12 protein-coding genes and 7 tRNA genes are annotated in these 17,988 nt (G+C 45.6%); 14 read left to right on the top strand and 5 right to left on the bottom strand.

Annotated elements, in window-relative coordinates:
- Window positions 1-258: 258 nt before the first annotated feature.
- The 13 genes from Q4Q54_RS15875 (at window position 259) to Q4Q54_RS15935 (ending at window position 8,344) form a co-directional block, all read left to right on the top strand.
- Window positions 259-334, top strand: a tRNA-Val gene (locus Q4Q54_RS15875).
- 72 nt (window positions 335-406) lie between these two features.
- A tRNA-Val gene (locus Q4Q54_RS15880) sits at window positions 407-482 on the top strand.
- Between the two features lie 39 nt (window positions 483-521).
- A tRNA-Val gene (locus Q4Q54_RS15885) sits at window positions 522-597 on the top strand.
- Between the two features lie 48 nt (window positions 598-645).
- Window positions 646-721, top strand: a tRNA-Val gene (locus Q4Q54_RS15890).
- Between the two features lie 28 nt (window positions 722-749).
- Window positions 750-825, top strand: a tRNA-Val gene (locus Q4Q54_RS15895).
- Window positions 826-853: 28 nt separating this feature from the next.
- Window positions 854-929: transfer RNA gene (locus Q4Q54_RS15900), tRNA-Val, on the top strand.
- Window positions 930-957: 28 nt separating this feature from the next.
- A tRNA-Val gene (locus Q4Q54_RS15905) sits at window positions 958-1,033 on the top strand.
- 170 nt (window positions 1,034-1,203) lie between these two features.
- The gene (locus Q4Q54_RS15910) at window positions 1,204-1,434 is read left to right on the top strand and encodes a hypothetical protein (protein WP_006082294.1); all 231 of its coding nucleotides are present in this window, start codon (window positions 1,204-1,206) and stop codon (window positions 1,432-1,434) included.
- Window positions 1,435-1,901: 467 nt separating this feature from the next.
- Entirely contained in the window at window positions 1,902-2,921 is a 1,020-nt protein-coding gene (locus Q4Q54_RS15915) for a TRAP transporter substrate-binding protein (RefSeq protein WP_311906867.1), read from the top strand.
- 59 nt (window positions 2,922-2,980) lie between these two features.
- Window positions 2,981-3,637, top strand: coding sequence for a TRAP transporter small permease (locus tag Q4Q54_RS15920; protein ID WP_220776914.1), 657 nt, complete (start codon window positions 2,981-2,983; stop codon window positions 3,635-3,637).
- A complete protein-coding gene (locus Q4Q54_RS15925) occupies window positions 3,637-5,034 on the top strand; it encodes a TRAP transporter large permease (RefSeq protein ID WP_006082297.1) in 1,398 nt (465 codons plus the stop codon). The genes Q4Q54_RS15920 and Q4Q54_RS15925 overlap by 1 nt, the downstream gene beginning before the upstream one ends.
- A gap of 129 nt (window positions 5,035-5,163) precedes the next feature.
- On the top strand, window positions 5,164-6,960 hold the full coding sequence (locus Q4Q54_RS15930) for an ATP-binding protein (RefSeq protein ID WP_311988939.1): 1,797 nt from the start codon (window positions 5,164-5,166) through the stop codon (window positions 6,958-6,960).
- Window positions 6,961-6,964: 4 nt separating this feature from the next.
- Entirely contained in the window at window positions 6,965-8,344 is a 1,380-nt protein-coding gene (locus tag Q4Q54_RS15935; protein WP_311988940.1) for a sigma-54 dependent transcriptional regulator, read from the top strand.
- 15 nt (window positions 8,345-8,359) lie between these two features.
- On the opposite strand, the gene Q4Q54_RS15940 is transcribed toward Q4Q54_RS15935, so the two are convergent.
- Window positions 8,360-9,607 (bottom strand): MFS transporter, encoded by a 1,248-nt coding sequence (locus Q4Q54_RS15940; RefSeq protein WP_311988941.1) that lies wholly within the window; start codon window positions 9,605-9,607, stop codon window positions 8,360-8,362.
- A gap of 152 nt (window positions 9,608-9,759) precedes the next feature.
- Here Q4Q54_RS15940 and Q4Q54_RS15945 point away from each other — a divergent pair, with 152 nt between their 5' ends.
- Window positions 9,760-10,641, top strand: a complete 882-nt coding sequence (locus Q4Q54_RS15945) for a LysR family transcriptional regulator (protein ID WP_006082306.1) — start codon at window positions 9,760-9,762, stop codon at window positions 10,639-10,641.
- Window positions 10,642-10,738: 97 nt separating this feature from the next.
- Here Q4Q54_RS15945 and Q4Q54_RS15950 read toward each other — a convergent pair whose 3' ends face one another.
- The 4 genes from Q4Q54_RS15950 to Q4Q54_RS15965 all read right to left on the bottom strand — a co-directional run bounded on the left by Q4Q54_RS15950 (window position 10,739) and on the right by Q4Q54_RS15965 (window position 17,661).
- Window positions 10,739-14,635, bottom strand: coding sequence for a S8 family serine peptidase (locus Q4Q54_RS15950; RefSeq protein ID WP_311988942.1), 3,897 nt, complete (start codon window positions 14,633-14,635; stop codon window positions 10,739-10,741).
- Between the two features lie 726 nt (window positions 14,636-15,361).
- Window positions 15,362-15,763, bottom strand: coding sequence for a YbaY family lipoprotein (locus tag Q4Q54_RS15955; protein WP_311988943.1), 402 nt, complete (start codon window positions 15,761-15,763; stop codon window positions 15,362-15,364).
- A gap of 1 nt (window position 15,764) precedes the next feature.
- Window positions 15,765-16,631 (bottom strand): acyl-CoA thioesterase II, encoded by an 867-nt coding sequence (gene tesB / locus Q4Q54_RS15960; protein ID WP_006085518.1) that lies wholly within the window; start codon window positions 16,629-16,631, stop codon window positions 15,765-15,767.
- Window positions 16,632-16,722: 91 nt separating this feature from the next.
- A complete protein-coding gene (locus tag Q4Q54_RS15965) occupies window positions 16,723-17,661 on the bottom strand; it encodes an SDR family NAD(P)-dependent oxidoreductase (RefSeq protein ID WP_311988944.1) in 939 nt (312 codons plus the stop codon).
- Window positions 17,662-17,988 lie beyond the last annotated feature (327 nt).

Here is a 17,988-nt window from a genome sequence, read left to right on the forward strand (position 1 = left end):
CTAACATCTAATCATTGTGAGTCACTCACACCCTGTCATTTTATCGTCCGAAATGCTCACGAATGACATGAGTCTAGCTATCGCGGCATCCCAAACACCCAAATTGCACGCCATTGACAGGCGAATAAACTAACACTTTGATCGGCGGCGTGATTAGCATTAAGCCAATGCGAACAAAAATAGCGCGACCAATGCTTTTTTCACTAAAAAGCGTTGACACTAGATCGAACCTCCCTATAATACGGCTCCACACAGCGAGGTCGATTAGCTCAGCTGGGAGAGCACCTCCCTTACAAGGAGGGGGTCACTGGTTCGAGCCCAGTATCGACCACCATTGTTTTTATAGATGTATTGTTTTTATACATAATTTGTAAAGAAAATGGCTGTACAAAATAGTTATATCCCAGGTCGCTTAGCTCAGCTGGGAGAGCACCTCCCTTACAAGGAGGGGGTCACTGGTTCGAGCCCAGTAGCGACCACCATATAACTTAATGTATCTCATTGTGTGAAAGTCATTCCCAGGTCGCTTAGCTCAGCTGGGAGAGCACCTCCCTTACAAGGAGGGGGTCACTGGTTCGAGCCCAGTAGCGACCACCATTCTTCAATGAATAATGACTTAAAAATTGTGTAATATCAGAATTCCCAGGTCGCTTAGCTCAGCTGGGAGAGCACCTCCCTTACAAGGAGGGGGTCACTGGTTCGAGCCCAGTAGCGACCACCATATTCTGCAATACACAAGTTATATCCCAGGTCGCTTAGCTCAGCTGGGAGAGCACCTCCCTTACAAGGAGGGGGTCACTGGTTCGAGCCCAGTAGCGACCACCATATTTTGCAATACACAAGTTATATCCCAGGTCGCTTAGCTCAGCTGGGAGAGCACCTCCCTTACAAGGAGGGGGTCACTGGTTCGAGCCCAGTAGCGACCACCATATTCTGCAATACACAAGTTACATCCCAGGTCGCTTAGCTCAGCTGGGAGAGCACCTCCCTTACAAGGAGGGGGTCACTGGTTCGAGCCCAGTAGCGACCACCATATTTATCCCCCCAATAAACTTTACCAACACGCTGACTCAACTATGCTTGATCTCAATCAGCGAGTGCTAAATTTTACTCTTTCGCCTTTTATAATCCGTAAAATACCAAGCTCTATCGACACTCAGCCTGATTTCATTCTGCTTTTAGCATTGTTTGGAGATCAACATTATGGCCAGCGTCAGTCAATCCGCTTCTCTTGCCAATATTGCCGCTTATTTAAAGCATACCCACGCTTGCGATGAGCAAACGGCACTAAAGGAAGCACGGGAAGTCATGCACAATCTCGTCAGCATGCGCCAAAAGGGCTTTATTACCGGTTGGTACTTTGACGAACAAGGCCACTTAGAGTTGTTGCCTAGCGATGCGATCCTAAAACGTATCCTTTTAGATGATGATTAACTCCGCCAACTGATCCCTTGTCTTGATTGACGACAAACGCCATCGACTTGACCACAATTGACCATACAATCAGCCTACACTGCTTATCCCAAAATAATCCATCACGCATGTTTCAGCGTAACGCATACTTTTGCGGCATTTTTTGATCTCAAAATAACTAAGTTTGTTTAATAAACCTGCACCTAAGAGGGCCGTCTATTTGAGGCAGATCCGCGCCATGGGTGGGTTCCCACCCAAATACAAAATCACTGTGAGCGAGATCTCACCCACAAAACTAAAAGTGTGACAAACATCAAATGAACTACACTTTAGTAACCAAACACTTACAGAAGTCAGTGTAAGTTGGCGTGGTATTTGCCTTTAGTAAGACAGACCTCAGGGAAATCAAGGCTGTATTCCTACTCAAACTTGGTAACAAACTAACCAAGACTGAGGACAAATCCTAACAACAGAAAAAGGAACTCAAGATGACATTGAATCAACAAACTGGATTGACCCGTCCACTCAAAACCTTAGTCAAAATGCTCGCCGTTGCCTCCGTGTTCGCAACCAGCTTTAACGTATTTGCAGAACCTATTGAAATTAAGTTTTCGCACGTTGTGGCAGAAAATACGCCCAAAGGCCAAATGGCACTTAAGTTTAAAGAACTCGTTGAACAACGTTTACCGGGTGAATACAAGGTCAGTGTATTTCCTAACTCACAGTTATTTGGGGATAACAACGAGTTAGCGGCACTACTGTTAAACGACGTGCAATTTGTTGCGCCGTCACTCTCAAAATTTGAACGTTACACTAAACGCCTACAAGTATTCGATTTACCTTTCCTCTTCAATGATATGGATGCGGTAAACCGTTTCCAACAAGGTGAAGCAGGTCAAACACTGCTGAACTCTATGACCCGTAAAGGGATTGTCGGTCTAGGCTATTTACACAATGGTCTGAAACAGTTCTCGGCTAACACGCCACTTAAAAATCCTGCTGATGCAAAGGGCTTGAAGTTCCGCGTAATGGCGTCTGATGTTTTGGCGGCTCAATTTGATGCTGTCGGCGCTATTCCAGTGAAAAAACCTTTCTCTGAAGTATTTACCCTGCTGCAAACCCGCGCTATCGATGGTCAAGAAAACACATGGTCAAATACTTACTCACAAAAGTTCTATGAAGTGCAAAGCCAAATCACTGAAAGTAATCACGGTGTACTCGACTACATGGTCGTGACCTCTGACACTTTCTGGAAAGGCTTACCTGCTGACAAACGTAAGATCATCAAAGAAGCATTAGATGAATCTATCGCATTAGGTAACAAAATTGCCGCTGAGAAAGATAACCAAGACAAACAGTTAATCCTAGATTCTAAACGTTCACAGTTAGTGACTTTAACGCCTGCTGAACGTCAAAAATGGGTCGATGTGATGAAACCAGTTTGGGCTAAATTTGAAGAGCAAATCGGTAAAGATGTGATTGAAGCTGCTGTAGCTGCAAATAAATAATAATGATGATAGCCGCTTAACCTCAACCGAGGTTAAGCGGCCATTTCAGCGAGGGGATTATGGCTGTGATATCGCGAATATTTGGTTATTTTGAAGAAGGTGTGCTCAATTTATTGATCACTCTGATGACGTTGTTAGTGTTTTCAGAAGTCGTCGCACGATTCTTCTTCAATACGGGTTTTCTGTGGATCCAAGAACTCACACTGACCTTTTGCGGTTGGTTTGTGTTGTTTGGTATGTCTTATGGGGTAAAAGTTGGCGCGCACATTGGTGTCGATGCCTTCGTTAAAAACTTAGCGCCTCGGGCCAAAAAGATAACGTCCCTCGTTACCGCCTTTGTCTGTATTGTCTATTGCGGACTCTTTTTAAAAGGCAGTTGGGATTACTTAAGCCAGATGTATCAAATTGGTGTGCCTATGGAAGATATTAATTTCCCCCAATTTTTGTTAAAAAGCCTCGACCCAGACTTTGCTTGGAACACCTTACGGATTGATGTTGAAGATGGCGCAGTCCCTATTTGGCTGTCTCAGAGTATTTTGATCATTGGTTTTTCGATGTTGACTTGGCGATTCGCCGAACTCTTTATTGCCATCCTACGTGACCAAGTCACTGGCTTCCAATTTGCTGATGAAGCGAAAGAAAGTATGCATTTAATCGATGAAAGCGTTAAAAACGCCAATGAAGAACCCGTCTCTGACGAAAAGGAGACTAAATAATGGCGATTGCAACCCTATTTACCGCCCTATTAGTGTGTATGTTTCTCGGTATGCCTATCGCTATCGCGTTAGGTTTTTCCAGCATGCTCACCATTTTGTTTTTCTCGAATGACTCCTTAGCCTCAGTGGCACTCAAACTGTATGAGTCTTCATCGGAGCATTACACTCTACTCGCTATCCCCTTCTTTATTCTGTCATCCGCCTTCCTCTCAACTGGTGGCGTCGCGAGACGGATTATCGATTTTGCCATGGACAGTATTGGACATGTCCGTGGTGGATTAGCGATGGCATCTGTTATGGCGTGTATGCTGTTTGCGGCGGTTTCAGGATCATCACCCGCGACCGTAGCGGCGATTGGTTCAATCGTGATTGTGGGCATGGTTAAAGCGGGTTATCCCGAGAAGTTTGCGGCGGGGGTTATCACCACCTCAGGCACACTTGGTATTTTGATCCCACCGTCCATTGTGATGTTGGTGTATGCGGCAGCGACCGAAGTGTCCGCAGCAAGAATGTTTATGGCAGGTTTAATTCCAGGCTTAATGATGGGATTCATCCTGATGATCGTTATCTACATCGTCGCCCGCTTTAAGAACCTGCCTTCGCGTCCTTTTCCAGGCTTTAAACAACTAGGGATTTCAAGCGCTAAAGCTTTGGGTGGATTAGCACTCATCCTTATCGTTCTAGGCTCTATCTATGGCGGCGTTGCGAGCCCGACTGAAGCTTCAGCGGTAGCTTGTATGTATGCGTATTTTATTGCGGTATTTGGTTACCGTGACATTGGACCATTAAAAGAGGTGGCTTGGCGCAACCAAGGTGAAAGCTTACCTAAAGCCGCGGCACGTAACTTAGGTCACATGTTCCTAGGACTGATTAAAACGCCTATCGACAAAGACATACGTAACGTAGTGCGTGATGGCGCTAAGGTCAGTATCATGCTGCTGTTTATCATAGCTAACGCTATGTTGTTCGCGCATGTCTTAACCACTGAGCGTATCCCGCATATTATCGCTGAGCATATTGTTAATATGGGTTTACCCGCTTGGGGCTTCCTGATCATTGTTAACTTACTGCTACTTGCTGCTGGTAACTTTATGGAGCCATCGGCGATTGTCCTGATTATGGCGCCGATCCTCTTCCCTATCGCGACTCACTTAGGCATAGATCCTATTCACTTAGGTATCATAATGGTGGTGAACATGGAGATAGGTATGCTCACGCCGCCGGTGGGGCTCAACCTCTTTGTTACCGCAGGGATCACAGGTAAGAGTATTGGTTGGGTCATTCAATCGGTTCTGCCTTGGTTACTATTGATGTTAGCCTTCTTAACCTTGATCACTTACGTGCCGCAGATTTCGCTCTTCTTACCAGAATGGTTGGATTCGATGCGTGGATATTAAGCTGAAATTCAAGGTAATGAGATTACCCCTTGATTACAGTTAGTTTTTAAGCGAGCCTAGTCAGGCTCGCTTTGTTTTATGATGTACAGTCTCAATGATTGATACCGTCGCTTTATCAGGATAGCCACCATGTTGCCCATGACGCCTAAGGCCAAGAAACGCCTCTTTCTCACTGTAGTGTTACTTGCAGGTCTATTTGCAACACTCAAACTGACCTATTGGGTGCATTTGCATCAAGGTAAAATCGAGATCCAAACTCAATCTGAGAAACAACTAAAAGAATTAATCAGTTTCCTTGATGGGGCGTTATCGCGCTACGAAAGTATTCCCCATGTGCTCTCAACTAACCCTATGCTCGCCAATGTACTGAACGATCAACAAAATCCTGATAAAGTCCAAGAGCTTAATTTATATCTGGAAGAAATCCAGCATGTCACTGAGGCGTCAGATATCTATCTGATTGATGCCTTAGGGATCGCCATTGCCGCCAGCAACTGGCAACAGAGTTTCTCCTTTATCGGCAAGGACTATTCCTTTAGGCCCTATTACACCGATGCTATCTCGGGTAATTTAGGCCGTTATTATGCCGTGGGTACCAGCTCAGATAAGCGTGGCTTTTATTTCTCCTACCCTATTTATCAGCAAGGCGGTAAAGGCATACTCGGCGCGATCATTGTCAAAGTGGACATTAGCGGTATCGAGCAGCAAAGCACAAGCATGGCCATTGCGGGCCAGTATCAATTCCTTATCAGCGACCCAGAGGACATTGTTTTTATCTCCAGTGTCGATGAGTGGCGGTTAAAGTCACTCACCCCACTTACCCAAGCCAAACAGTATATGCTCAATGCATCAAAGCGTTACGCAGAACGCCCCATAGGTGAGCTGTTAATGAAGCCACCCTATGAGAGTGGCAGCCAAGCTATGCTCTACCAATTGCAAACAGGTAGAGATCATGAGCAATACATGGATAATCATCAGTTAATGGCCAAAGCTGGCTGGCGGGTGCATATCTTAGCCCCCATCAAACCCTTGCTGTCGTCTTTACCTGCGCTGATGTTACTGTCGGCCAGTATTTATCTATTGCTGGCACTCAGCATCTTGTTTAGTGCCGAGCGGCGGCGCAACCTACAGCGCATGCAACTGGCACAAAGCCTGTTAGAACAACGCGTAGAAGAACGAACTCAAGACTTGCAGCAGGCGAACAATCAGCTTAAAGATACTCAGGATGAACTCATTCAAGCGGCTAAACTCACAGTGATCGGCAGTTTATCCGCCAGCATTAACCATGAGCTTAATCAGCCGCTTGCAGCACTGCGCAGCTACGCGCAAAATACTCAAACCTTTCTAGCCCGTAATATGCAAGATAAGGCACTGGATAATATCAAGATTATTATTGAACTGACCGATAGATTGGCCGATATTGTCGGCCAATTTAAAAGCTTCACTCGCAAGAGCCAAGGCACGGATAGCGCTACCGATATTGGCCGCTGTATCAAACAAGCGCTGACCATAGTTCAGCCCGCAATAGACAAGCAAGGCGTTGAACTCGATGTGCAGTTACCCAATGGCAACTATCAGGTTTGGGGCGATAAAGTCCGATTGCAGCAAGTGTTTGTCAATATCATGAGCAACGCCATTGTCGCTATGCAACAATCGGTTAAACGCCGCTTGGTCATCCGCGTGACCAGTGAAGATAAGTTCTGCATCAGTATCCAAGATTCAGGTCCTGGCGTACGTGAAAGCCAAATGGAGAAAATCTTCGAACCTTATTTCACCACCAACGAGCGGCATGGCCTAGGGCTTGGCTTATCGATTTCACAGCGTATTATCGAATCCATGCAAGGCCAGATTAACGTTGCCAATGCCGAAGAGGGTGGCGCCATTTTCCAGATTATTTTACCTATTTATTTGCTTGAGGAATGTTAGTCTCATGAGTGTGCCCAATTCTATCCAAGATTATTCTGTACTCATCATCGACGATGAGCCGCACATAGGCACAGTTCTCGTTCAGCTATTTGAACTTGAGGGCATTAAGGCGCTCGCCACCACAGAGCCTAAAGGGATTGCTAAACTCCTACATAAAGATTGGGCGGGAATGGTGATATCGGATGTCAACATGCCGCAATTAGATGGCATCAGCTTAATGCAACAAATCCGCCTGCAGGACCCCGACCTCCCCGTTGTGCTATTGACAGGGTTTGGGGATATCGCCATGGCAGTCAATGCCTTAAAGCAAGGTGCCTACGACTTTCTCGAAAAGCCCTTCAATAACGAACATATACTCGATGTGGTGAAGCGCGCTTTAGATAAACGCAGCCTGACCCTAGAGAACCGTAAGCTTAAAAAGGATCTCGAAAGTCAGAGCGTACCAGGCCCGCGCATTTTGGGTAACAGCGTCGGCATCAACCGCATGCGCCACATCATAGATCAAGTGATAGATACCCCAGCTGACGTGTTAATCGAGGGTGAAACAGGCACAGGTAAAGAGCTCGTCGCCCGCTATTTACACGATCACAGCAGCCGCAGCCAAGCCAACTTTGTCGCCATCAACTGTGGGGCGATTCCTGAAAATCTGATTGAAAGTGAACTCTTTGGCGCCGAAGCGGGTGCCTTTACCGGCGTCGATAAGATGCGCATTGGTAAGTTTGAATACGCAAACGGCGGCACATTATTTTTAGATGAAATTGAAAGTACACCACTATCGCTGCAAGTAAAACTGCTGCGGGTACTTGAAGATCGTAAAGTTGAACGCTTAGGGTCAAACAAAAGCATCAACTTAGATATACGTGTGATTGCCGCCACTAAGGTGGATTTAAAAAGCTTGTGTGACACGGGGGAATTTCGCCAAGACTTGTTGTATCGCTTAAATCTGGTGACTGTGCCTATCCCTCCCCTGCGGGATCGCCGTGAAGATATTCCTTTGCTGTTCCTGCACTTTGCCCGGGTTGCATCGGCACGCTATCACAAAGCGCTTATTGCCTTAAATGCGGAGCAAAACGCCATACTCACCTCCCACGACTGGCCGGGCAATGTGCGTGAGTTACGTAATCTCGCCGAACGCTTTGTACTGCTGGGCGGAGAAGCCGCCTTTGCTGGCACTTTGGGCAATACCCCAAGCCTGCACTCGAGCATGTCATTACTGCAACGAGTCGAGTTTTTTGAAAGGGTACTGATTGAAGAAGCGCTCAGCCACAACAAGGGCAGCATTAAGCAGACAATGGAACAGTTGGAACTGCCCCGCAAAACCCTCTACGACAAAATGCGTAAATATGATTTAGACCGCAAGCAGTACATTAATTCCGATGACTAAACAACAAATTGAAAGCTAGACTAATACCCGTTTGACATGCGTTTGATGGTAATGCAAACGGGTGATGGCTAAGGCAATCAAGGCCAGTAAGGTTAACGAGCCCATCACCACGCCGCGCCACTGCGCCTCATGCCAGAACATCATCAAATAAGGGCCGCCAATCGCCGCGCCTAAGTAGTAACAGCATAAATACAGTGATGTCGCCTTAGCCCGATCGCGACTGGCGCGCATCGCGACAAAAGAATTACAGCAACTGTGGGTGAGGAAGAAGCCACAGGCTGTCATCAGAAAACCTAAGCTAATGGTTAAAGTGGTATCAAACAGGGTCAGTAAACTGCCGAGCAACATCACGCACCAAGACCACTGATACAACTTATGTTGGCCAAATTTGGCGAGCCATTTCGCAGTGAAATACGAAGCTATAGTCCCGCTGGAATAACACAGGAAAATCAAGGTTGCTTGAAAGCGACTCCATTCATAGGGCGCCGCCATCAAATGCAGCTGAATAAAACTAAATTGATTCACCATCATCATAAAGGTTAAGCCGCCAATCGCGTAGACCAAGCGCATTTGTGCATCGGTGAGATGATGGCTAAAGCCATGAAGATCTTGGGCTAAACGGGCGCGTTTTGATAAAGAAGGCTCGGTTTTGCTCTTTGACATGGCCTGCGCATCGGCAAGTGAAGGCAGCAAATAGTTCACTAAAGCCACGCCCGCTAAGGTGACTAAAAACAACAGCCACATGGATTCTTGCCAAGATAAAAACTGCGACATAACGCCGCCGAGTAAACGACCAACAATGCCACCAATGCTATTCGCCATAATGTAAATGCCCGCGGCTTTGAGCATAGTGCTCGGTGACAACTGCTCTTTAAAGTACGCCATCGCAATTGCTGGCACGGCAGCGAGTAACGCACCTTGCAGCAATCGCACTAGCACTAACCCGTTAAAATCCGGAGCCCAAATCAACAATAAGTTAGATAACGCCAACAACCACAGGCTGACAATGATCGGCGTGTGTCGACCGATACGGTCTGACAGTACCGCATACAAGAGCAATGAAAAGGCCAAGGAAAAACTGGTTACCGACAGGATTAACGTCGCTTTAGACCCTGATACCGTAAAATGCTCCGCAATTAGCGGCAGCATGCCTTGCATCAGATACAAGTTGATATACACCACCACAGAAGCAACACATAGCGCCCACATCAGTCGGGTATCACGCTGTTTATGATCAATCATAGTATCTAACACGGCTTGCACAGGAGCCTCGACAAAGCATCACTCATAGGATAGACAAAGGTTATCACTGGGCATAACATAACAATAATAGATAATATCTATCGCTATCATTGATTTTTGTTATAACCACAACGCACCGACCTTGCCACTATTCAACAGTATGGGCCCGATTGATGGATATCCGCCAACTCAAACATTTAGATGCCCTTGCCAGTACTGGCAGCTTTACCGCCGCAGCCAAGAAACTGAATATGGCTCAACCGGCGTTAAGCCAAAGTATCAAGCGCTTAGAAGTCGCACTCGGCGTGACTTTAGTCAATCGTACGAGCAACAAGAATGACAAGCTACTCGCACTCACGGCCGAAGGTTTAGTCCTGCATCAACATGCCACTTTGATCCTGAAACAGATTAAGCAGGCCGAAGCGCAAATCCGTGCCATGGCCAATCTCACCTCGGGGGAAGTCCGTATTGCCGTGCCGGGCATGCTGGGGTCTTTCTACCTGCCCTCGCGCTTAATGGCTTTTCGGCATAAATACCCCGAGTTAAAACTATCACTGTTTGAAGGCGGGACGCGGGACGCGTTGCGTATGTTGCAACAGGAAGAAGTGGATATTGCAATCATTACCGCCCAAGACCTACAACCCGAATTTGATAGTCAGCTGTTGATCCGTGAGCAAATGGTGATCGCTATGGGAGCCGAACATCCTTTAGCGGAACATAACGCCGTCAGTCTCAATGACTTTTTCGACCATGAATTAGTGATGTTCAAGACAGGTTATTTCCACCGCGAGTGGATCTTATCGCAAGCCAAGGATCTGGGGAAAAAGCCCAATGTCGCCTTCGAGACTAATTTGATTAACCTTATCAAACAGATTGTTTCCCAAGGATTTGGGATCACCAGCGTGCTCGAAATGGCAATAAGTTCAAAAGATGACATTTTAGCTAAACCCTTCGATCCACCAGTATTTTTGAACCTGCATATCGCATGGAAAAAACAACGCCCCGTCAGTCAAGCAGACCGTGCCTTTGTCGATTTTTTGATGAGTAATCGCTAACCTCAATCGATTAAAACAAAAAGGGCTGATATCAATATCAGCCCTTCTCTATTTACTATTAAATTACTGTTAAACCTTTCGATTTAACCCTGAGCGATTAGCCTTGTTTACGACGACCAAAGGCAAACGGTAGCAATAACAAGCTTAACCAACCTAATGAACCACCATCATCTTTCTTAGCTGGTGTTTCAGTCACAGACACAGACACGACACTTGAATCTTTATTGCCATGGTTGTCCGCTACAGTAAGTTGGAATGACACTGTTTGAGCTGTACCACTCACTTCTGGCGCCACTAGATTAAGCTTGGCTGCATTAGCGTCAAAGTTAAAGCTCGCACCGCCTAACTGAGTCCATTTGTAGGTTAATGGATCATTGTTGGCATCGGATGACTTGCTCGCATCGATAAACAGTGGTTTACCTTCTTGAACAGATACCGGTGCTTCAATCACTGCCACTGGCGCCACTTCTGGAACATCAAATTGATATTCTTGCTTCAAGATTTCAGCCGACTCGTTGTTCACTTTGTTGGTCAAAGTCACAAGGTTGTCTTGGCTTGCCTTACGTGGCACTAAGTCAAACGTCACATCTTGTGCCGATGCACCAGAGACCATCTCGATAGTCCAAGTGATCTTATTACCCACTTGTGTACCTTGATGGCTGATATTAGCCACTTCGTGACCTTCTGGTAATAACGCCTCTAAAGTGTAAACGCGGGTTTCTTGCGTTTTGTTCGCTTCGACACGGGTCTTCATCACTTTAGCGGCGCCTGGCGTTAACTCGCCAGAAACAGTGCTACCTAGAGGCGGTAAAACATCATCACTGACGCGCTCAAATATAACCGGAATTTTAACCGGTGCGACTTTGTCGTCAGTGGTGGTCAGAGTCAGCATTGCCAAGCCTGCATCGCCCACTAACATCGCTTGTTTCCAAGCTAAGTTGACGTTGAAATCTTTATGATCACCGGTAAGATTTGCCGTTAAGTTATCACCCGCTTCATCGTATAAGGTCACTTGTTTCAAACTAAAAGCATCATCCGCATCGGCTGCTGATGCCTGATAGTTTTGTATCACGACGATATACTCACCTTTCACTGGGTTCTTAATAGACACACTTTCTTTTGAACCACTAAACGCAGAAGATGCCGCCATAGAAAGCTTACTACCATCTTTCTTATCGAGTATCACAAACATGTCTAAGTCAGGAGACGTGGTATTACCGATTGATGCATTGAAATATAACGCTTTGTCTTCAACGTTAAAGCTAAATACTTTTACGCCATCGGCTAAATCATCAAATGCACTATCGGTATTTGAATCCTGTTTCACACTTGATTCATAAGTAGCACTTAACTTAAGTTCAGTCACTGTCGCCGCAACACCCGGTAGATCAATCGCTTTCAAGTGAGCCAAATTGCGCTCATCGGCATCGCGTGAGGCTGAAACATTAACAACCGCAGGTAAGTCGCGTTTAGCAATCTTAGCCACGATCGGCATGTTAGCCGTTGGGAAGGCTTCCGAAGCTAATACTAAGTTACCAAAGCCCCAACTTGCACCGACGTCAGTCACATCAGCTGTCACTGTGATAGTTTGGCTCTCACCTTTTTTCAGGTTGAAGCTTTCTGGCGTCACAGTTAACGCGAACTTATCGGTTGCGGAAACACCTTTTGCAGTCCAGCTACCGTCAGCCGTTGCAGTAACAGTACGTGTCCAAGTACAAGTATCGATACAACGTGAATCAGCCATGCTTGGAATGTTTAGCTTACGTGGATCGCCACCTGTTGTAGGGTTAGCAATCTCGTAGTTTAAGGCACTTTCATCCATCACTAAGCCAGATTTAGCCGCTAAATCCACACGAATACGGCCTGCGCCTACGTCAAACGGATCTGCAACGGTTTTACCATCGGCTTTTTTCATGGCTTGAGCTGTCGTTGCTGTCATCATTAGCGCAGAACGAATGTTATCTGGGGTCCAATCCTTATGCAGCGATTTAAGTAACGCGCCAGCACCGGCAACATGAGGACTCGCCATTGAAGTACCTGACATCAAAGTGAAATCAGCAGGATCAGTCCCTGTCTTATCATGGCCAAACTGTTGATCTGAATAAGCAGCGTAGATGTCACTGCCCGGTGCAGCAACATAAGGCACCAGTACATCGTTAGTCAGGTTAGGTCCAATCAAGGAGCTGGCAGCTAAAACATCCGCTTCTTTACTGACGACTTTAGGAGTTGGAGACAGCGTGATTTCAAGCGCTGGATTTGCTGCCATAGCAGCAATCAGTTCTAAGCCATCGATATCGCCAATAAATACCGCTGGAATATCCAATTTATCTAACCCAGACATGATCAGGCGCGCATTATTTTCACCATCTCTATTGAAAACAATCACCCCTTTAGCGCCAGCTTCCTTCGCCGCAGCGACTTTAATATCGAATGAACAACCACCGCGTCTTAAAACAGCGATCTTATCTTTAAAAGCATCAGCAGCGAATGGTTTACAGGCTTCAAAATTGGCCGCATCAATTGTGCCTGCATAAACAGGCACACCTTTGAGCACTTCAGTTTGAACAGGGCCAGAGCCAGCAGTGTAGTGGTAGTTTTTACCGTTAAATTCAACGGCGCGTACTATGTCGCGATTGTGGGTCGAATTAGCAACTGACGTATACCAAGGTGCATTTTTAGGTGTAGAGTAAGGCGTTTGATTAATTGCAGGGCTCGTGTTTGTTGCGCCACGAGTGTTACCCGCAGCGACTGCAGCAAAAATACCCGCATTACGCGCAGCTAAGAAACCTTGTTCTGTTGCACTATTCCACGGATTTCCACCACCACTAATCGAAAAGTTGATCACATCGACGCCATCTTTGATTGCATCGTCTAATGCTTTCAAAATAGGTGCGGTCGGGCAGCCAGAATAAGTGTCGCCCGCATTACCCGGATTACAGATTTGATAAGCTATGATGTTTGCATGTGGTGCAACACCTGAGATTTGCGCAAATTCAAGACCCGTCGCAATACCATCACCTTCTAACTTACCGGTTTCACCTTGCACGTAAGGGACATTAACTAAAATGTTACCCGCTGCTGTACTAGCAACGTGCGAACCGTGTCCACCGTAATCCTCACCATTTTTTGCCGGGGGGATGTCACCATACACTTTTACGTCATCAAAGTTATTGGTGATTTCTGGATAGCTACGGACACCGATCAGTTTGTCGTTACACATGCTGGCGAAGTCAGTTTTACAGTCACCAATATAGATGCCTTGACCTAATGGGTTAGTGTGGTCATAACCATCTTGGCCAACATCCGCAAATGAAGCATGGTCAGAGTTAATACCTGAGTCGATGATACCGACAATCACACCTTCACCCATGGCTTTAGTGCCCGTTGCACTGCCATCCCATACATTTGGCGAACCGATAAGCGCTTGACTGACATCAGTTTCCATTTGTTCCATGCGCTCGCGCTCAACAAACGCAACCTCAGGTAACTCAGCCATTTTCTTCGCTTGAGCTTGAGTCATGCGAACTGCCATACCGTTTAACGCATACTGATAGGTCGTTAATGGCTGCAGATTGGTGCCAATAGCCGCACTTGCGTTAGCTAGAAATCGATTTTGTTTGACTTTCAAATAGCTAACATAACTTTTAACTTCAGGTCTTGAAGCATCGAGTTTGCCATTCACCGCGACTTTTGAAGTGCCACTTGTCTGCACTTTCTGTGAGCTCGTCGCTTTAAAGCCAGGAGTCGTTCCTTGATAATTAGCGACTGAACTGTCACGTAAACGAACGATATAAGTAAATTCACCCTCGCCTAAATCCGCTTCTGGTACAAACTTAACTTCAGCTCCGGCGGCATTACCGCGTAATGACGTGGCTTGTAGTTCACTTGGAATATCTAACTGCAAGGTTTCACCCGTAGGTGATAAAACGGTTTGCGCATTTGCCGCCGACGATAACAGCGCCATAGACACTGCTAGTGCTATTTTAGTTTTCATTGTGACTTCCCTAATTCTTATAAGTTGTATGATTTATAAAACTCAGGTTGGTGGCATGAACATACTGCAACAACCAAGAACTTCACCTGTAACTGACATTTTTTATGAATAACTATTCAATTTACTGTAATGATGATCACTGAGTTTTATCGCGACAATTTGTAACACGCGAAGATACAAATTAAAACATGAAGTTAACGGAACGTTATTCAGTAAATCGTATATCAGCTTCTATTTATCTTAAAAAAGAGAAATAGATTGTTTCGCAGGTTGAATAGCCGGTAAATTAAAGCTCATAAACAAAAATGTGAAATACAAATAGTTATTTAAAATCAGTATATTATTTAAAACGCTTAAATGTTTGAGCGCCAAGATAGTGCACTAAAAAACAGAACGAGTGACCGTAAAAATATTATTATTCATAAAAAATATCTGTTACAAAATAAACATTTGCGAAAATAAAATTAAACATAAACCAAACTTATCTTTAACTTTTTTTAAACAAAATTAGTGTGAATGCCGTTTTTTACAGAATGACATTCCTTATAAAAAAGACTAACTTATGCATTAATATTCTTAGCTCTGTGTAAAGCAAAATCATATTTGATTTTACATTTACAACATGGATACCCGAATATTAACCAAAAAAAAGCCCTTGCAATATAAATTGAAAGGGCTACATCTTCAGCAATACAAAAATAATGCGCAGGCAATAATTAGGAGTGATTAATTCGCCATGACCGCCTTCATTAACACTTCTGTCGTGAACTTATCATTATTGACGACAGGGAACCTGTCATAGGTTTGAAAGATCACTTGGTCTTGGAACTTGATCATCGCCACTACGCCATATTGGATACTCTTATCGATCGATTTTGCAGGCAGCGTAAATTTAAACGGCACTGGCGCTCTGGCGATGTTAAAGGTTTTCTGTGCGACGATAACACCCGGGGTATTCAAATCAATGATTGCAATAGTGATTTGGCAACCTTGAGGCAAGGGAATTTTCTCTAAATAACCCGCTGCGCCATTGATAATAATCGGGGGTTCAGGTTTCACCGTCACGCAGCCATTGAGCAGAATTGCCATGAGCGATAACAATACAAACGACTTTATTTTCAGATACATATTAACGTCCTTTTACCATGCGGATCAGGCCTTCTTGGGTAGAAGAAGCCACTAATTCACCTTGTTGATTGAAAAACTGCCCTCTGACGTAACCTCTGCCACCGCTGGCATTGGGGCTATCAATACTGTAAAGCAACCACTCTCCCATATTAATCGGGCGATGGAACCACATAGCATGATCTATCGTCGCCATGCGCACTCCAGGACTTAAAAACGACACGCCGTGGGGCTGAGCCGCTGTCACCAAAAAGTTAAAGTCCGAGGCATAGGCGAGTAAATATTCATGAATATGGGCGTCATTTGGCATGGGACCATTGGCCCTCATCCACACATGACGGTACGGCTCAGTTTCTTTGGGCGCAAAGGGATGTAATGGATTAACCAGTCGCATCTCAATGGGCGCATCGGCCATAAACTTTTCGAGTATGCTCGGCGGCACTTTATCCCGCATAGTCAGCGCTAGTTCCTGCTGATTCAATAAACCTTCAGGTCCAGGTACTTGCGGCATCATCGCTTGATGACTAAATCCTTCTTCAGGTTCTTGGAAGGAACAGGTCATGTGGAAAATCGGTCGACCTTTTTGAATTGCACTCACGCGGCGGGCACTAAAACTGCCGCCATCTCGCATATTTTCGACTTCATACACAATAGGTAACTTCTCGTCACCGGCACGTAAAAAGTAGGAGTGTAATGAGTGGACCTTACGCTCAGCGGGGACGGTTTGTTTAGCGGCGCTCAGCGCTTGCCCCATCACTTGACCACCAAACACATGCCCAAATCCCAGATCTTGGCTCTGACCACGAAAGAGGCCGATTTCAATTTGCTCAAGGGAAAGTAATGATAAAAGATCGTCTAATACCTGACTCATGGGATCCTACTGCATAATTAGCCATTAATGCTAAAGGGTAACTCAGTTCGCCTTAAGCTGACCAGTCTTCTATCGATTATTCACAATCAAATCAATCAATTTTAATATGGTGTTCTAGCGCGCTTAACTGAGACCAAGACAAGACTTTATCCTCACCACTGGAGTGCAAAGTAACAGGAAAGGATTGGTATAGCTGGGGCCACTGCTGCGCGAGATTATCTGGCGTAAAAAGCCCCTCATTAAAATACATAGGCTGAAACTCGACAAACATGCCATGGCTGACACTGCCCGCACCTGCGAGTAAGTGTTGACCATTGGGCGCCTGTTCACTCACCAAAAAAGCCGTTGTGGCGGTTAATGACTCAAAGGAAAATAACGGCTGAATCGCACTCGCTAAATGTTTGGCGGTCATCGCTGTGACGGCCTGCGGGCATAAACTATTGACGCGAATATTATGAATTTCTCCTTCTATCGATAAGCAATTCACCATGCCCACCAGCGCCATCTTACTCGCGCTGAAACCGACTTGATGCAAATCACCAAATAAGGCCGAAGCTCCCGTCGTCATCATGATCCGACCATAATCCTGTTGTTGCATATAGGGCCAAATGGCTTGGGTCAGATAAAAACTGCCATTGAGATCGACATCCAATTGCCGTTGCCACTGCTCAAGCTTAATGTGTTCGAACGGACAAGCACCGTAGACCCCCGCGTTATTAATCAAGATATCAATGCGATGCCAACGTAGGATCACCTCTTCGACCATGCGGTTTACTTCATCCCGCTGGCTAACATCAAGCACAAAGTAGAGACAGTCACCGCCGAGTTTAATAATGCTGCAGTAGGTTTGCATCAATGCTAAGTTGGCCGGAATTGTTTGAGCACCATAGGTAGAAATAGACTCGGATGACGATAACGGCTGATCAACGAGCACCACCTTCGCGCCCCGCTCAGCCAACATGATGGCATAGGCTCGACCTAGCCCTGCTCCCGCCCCAGTGACTAACGCCACCTTATTATCGAAACGCATCCAAATATATCCTTATCGGCATAACAGTAGCGGCAAAACGCCGCCAATAAATGCTCAAAAACAACCCGCATAAGGCGACTAGCACCTGTGGTATCTCCAGTTGAACATAGGATTTAGCGTTACGCCTATGTCTTGGGCGGTGCAGCGTCTCCAACAACATCCGCTATAGAAACACAGACTTTTTTGATTTTCTTTGAGCTTGACGACAAATCTCCGCCTACATCAGTGAACATATGTGCGCCAATTCAAACTCTGTTAAATGCGTTTATTAGATAGTGCTCACTTTCGTGTTAAATCTTGTTATGCTATGCGCTAATTGAGCCCTTG

Origin of the sequence: Shewanella sp. SP2S2-4 (genome assembly GCF_031932025.1) — a bacterium.
GTDB lineage: Bacteria > Pseudomonadota > Gammaproteobacteria > Enterobacterales > Shewanellaceae > Shewanella > Shewanella baltica.

Excerpts from the sequence above, each read along its gene's own strand:
- Q4Q54_RS15910 (WP_006082294.1), top strand. The coding sequence starts at position 1,204 with ATGGCCAGCGTCAGTCAATCCGCTTCTCTTGCCAATATTGCCGCTTAT.
- Q4Q54_RS15915 (WP_311906867.1), top strand. The coding sequence starts at position 1,902 with ATGACATTGAATCAACAAACTGGATTGACCCGTCCACTCAAAACCTTA.
- Q4Q54_RS15920 (WP_220776914.1), top strand. The coding sequence starts at position 2,981 with ATGGCTGTGATATCGCGAATATTTGGTTATTTTGAAGAAGGTGTGCTC.
- Q4Q54_RS15925 (WP_006082297.1), top strand. The coding sequence starts at position 3,637 with ATGGCGATTGCAACCCTATTTACCGCCCTATTAGTGTGTATGTTTCTC.
- Q4Q54_RS15930 (WP_311988939.1), top strand. The coding sequence starts at position 5,164 with ATGTTGCCCATGACGCCTAAGGCCAAGAAACGCCTCTTTCTCACTGTA.
- Q4Q54_RS15935 (WP_311988940.1), top strand. The coding sequence starts at position 6,965 with ATGAGTGTGCCCAATTCTATCCAAGATTATTCTGTACTCATCATCGAC.
- Q4Q54_RS15945 (WP_006082306.1), top strand. The coding sequence starts at position 9,760 with ATGGATATCCGCCAACTCAAACATTTAGATGCCCTTGCCAGTACTGGC.
- Q4Q54_RS15950 (WP_311988942.1), bottom strand. The coding sequence starts at position 14,635 with ATGAAAACTAAAATAGCACTAGCAGTGTCTATGGCGCTGTTATCGTCG.
- Q4Q54_RS15955 (WP_311988943.1), bottom strand. The coding sequence starts at position 15,763 with ATGTATCTGAAAATAAAGTCGTTTGTATTGTTATCGCTCATGGCAATT.
- tesB (WP_006085518.1), bottom strand. The coding sequence starts at position 16,631 with ATGAGTCAGGTATTAGACGATCTTTTATCATTACTTTCCCTTGAGCAA.
- Q4Q54_RS15965 (WP_311988944.1), bottom strand. The coding sequence starts at position 17,661 with ATGCGTTTCGATAATAAGGTGGCGTTAGTCACTGGGGCGGGAGCAGGG.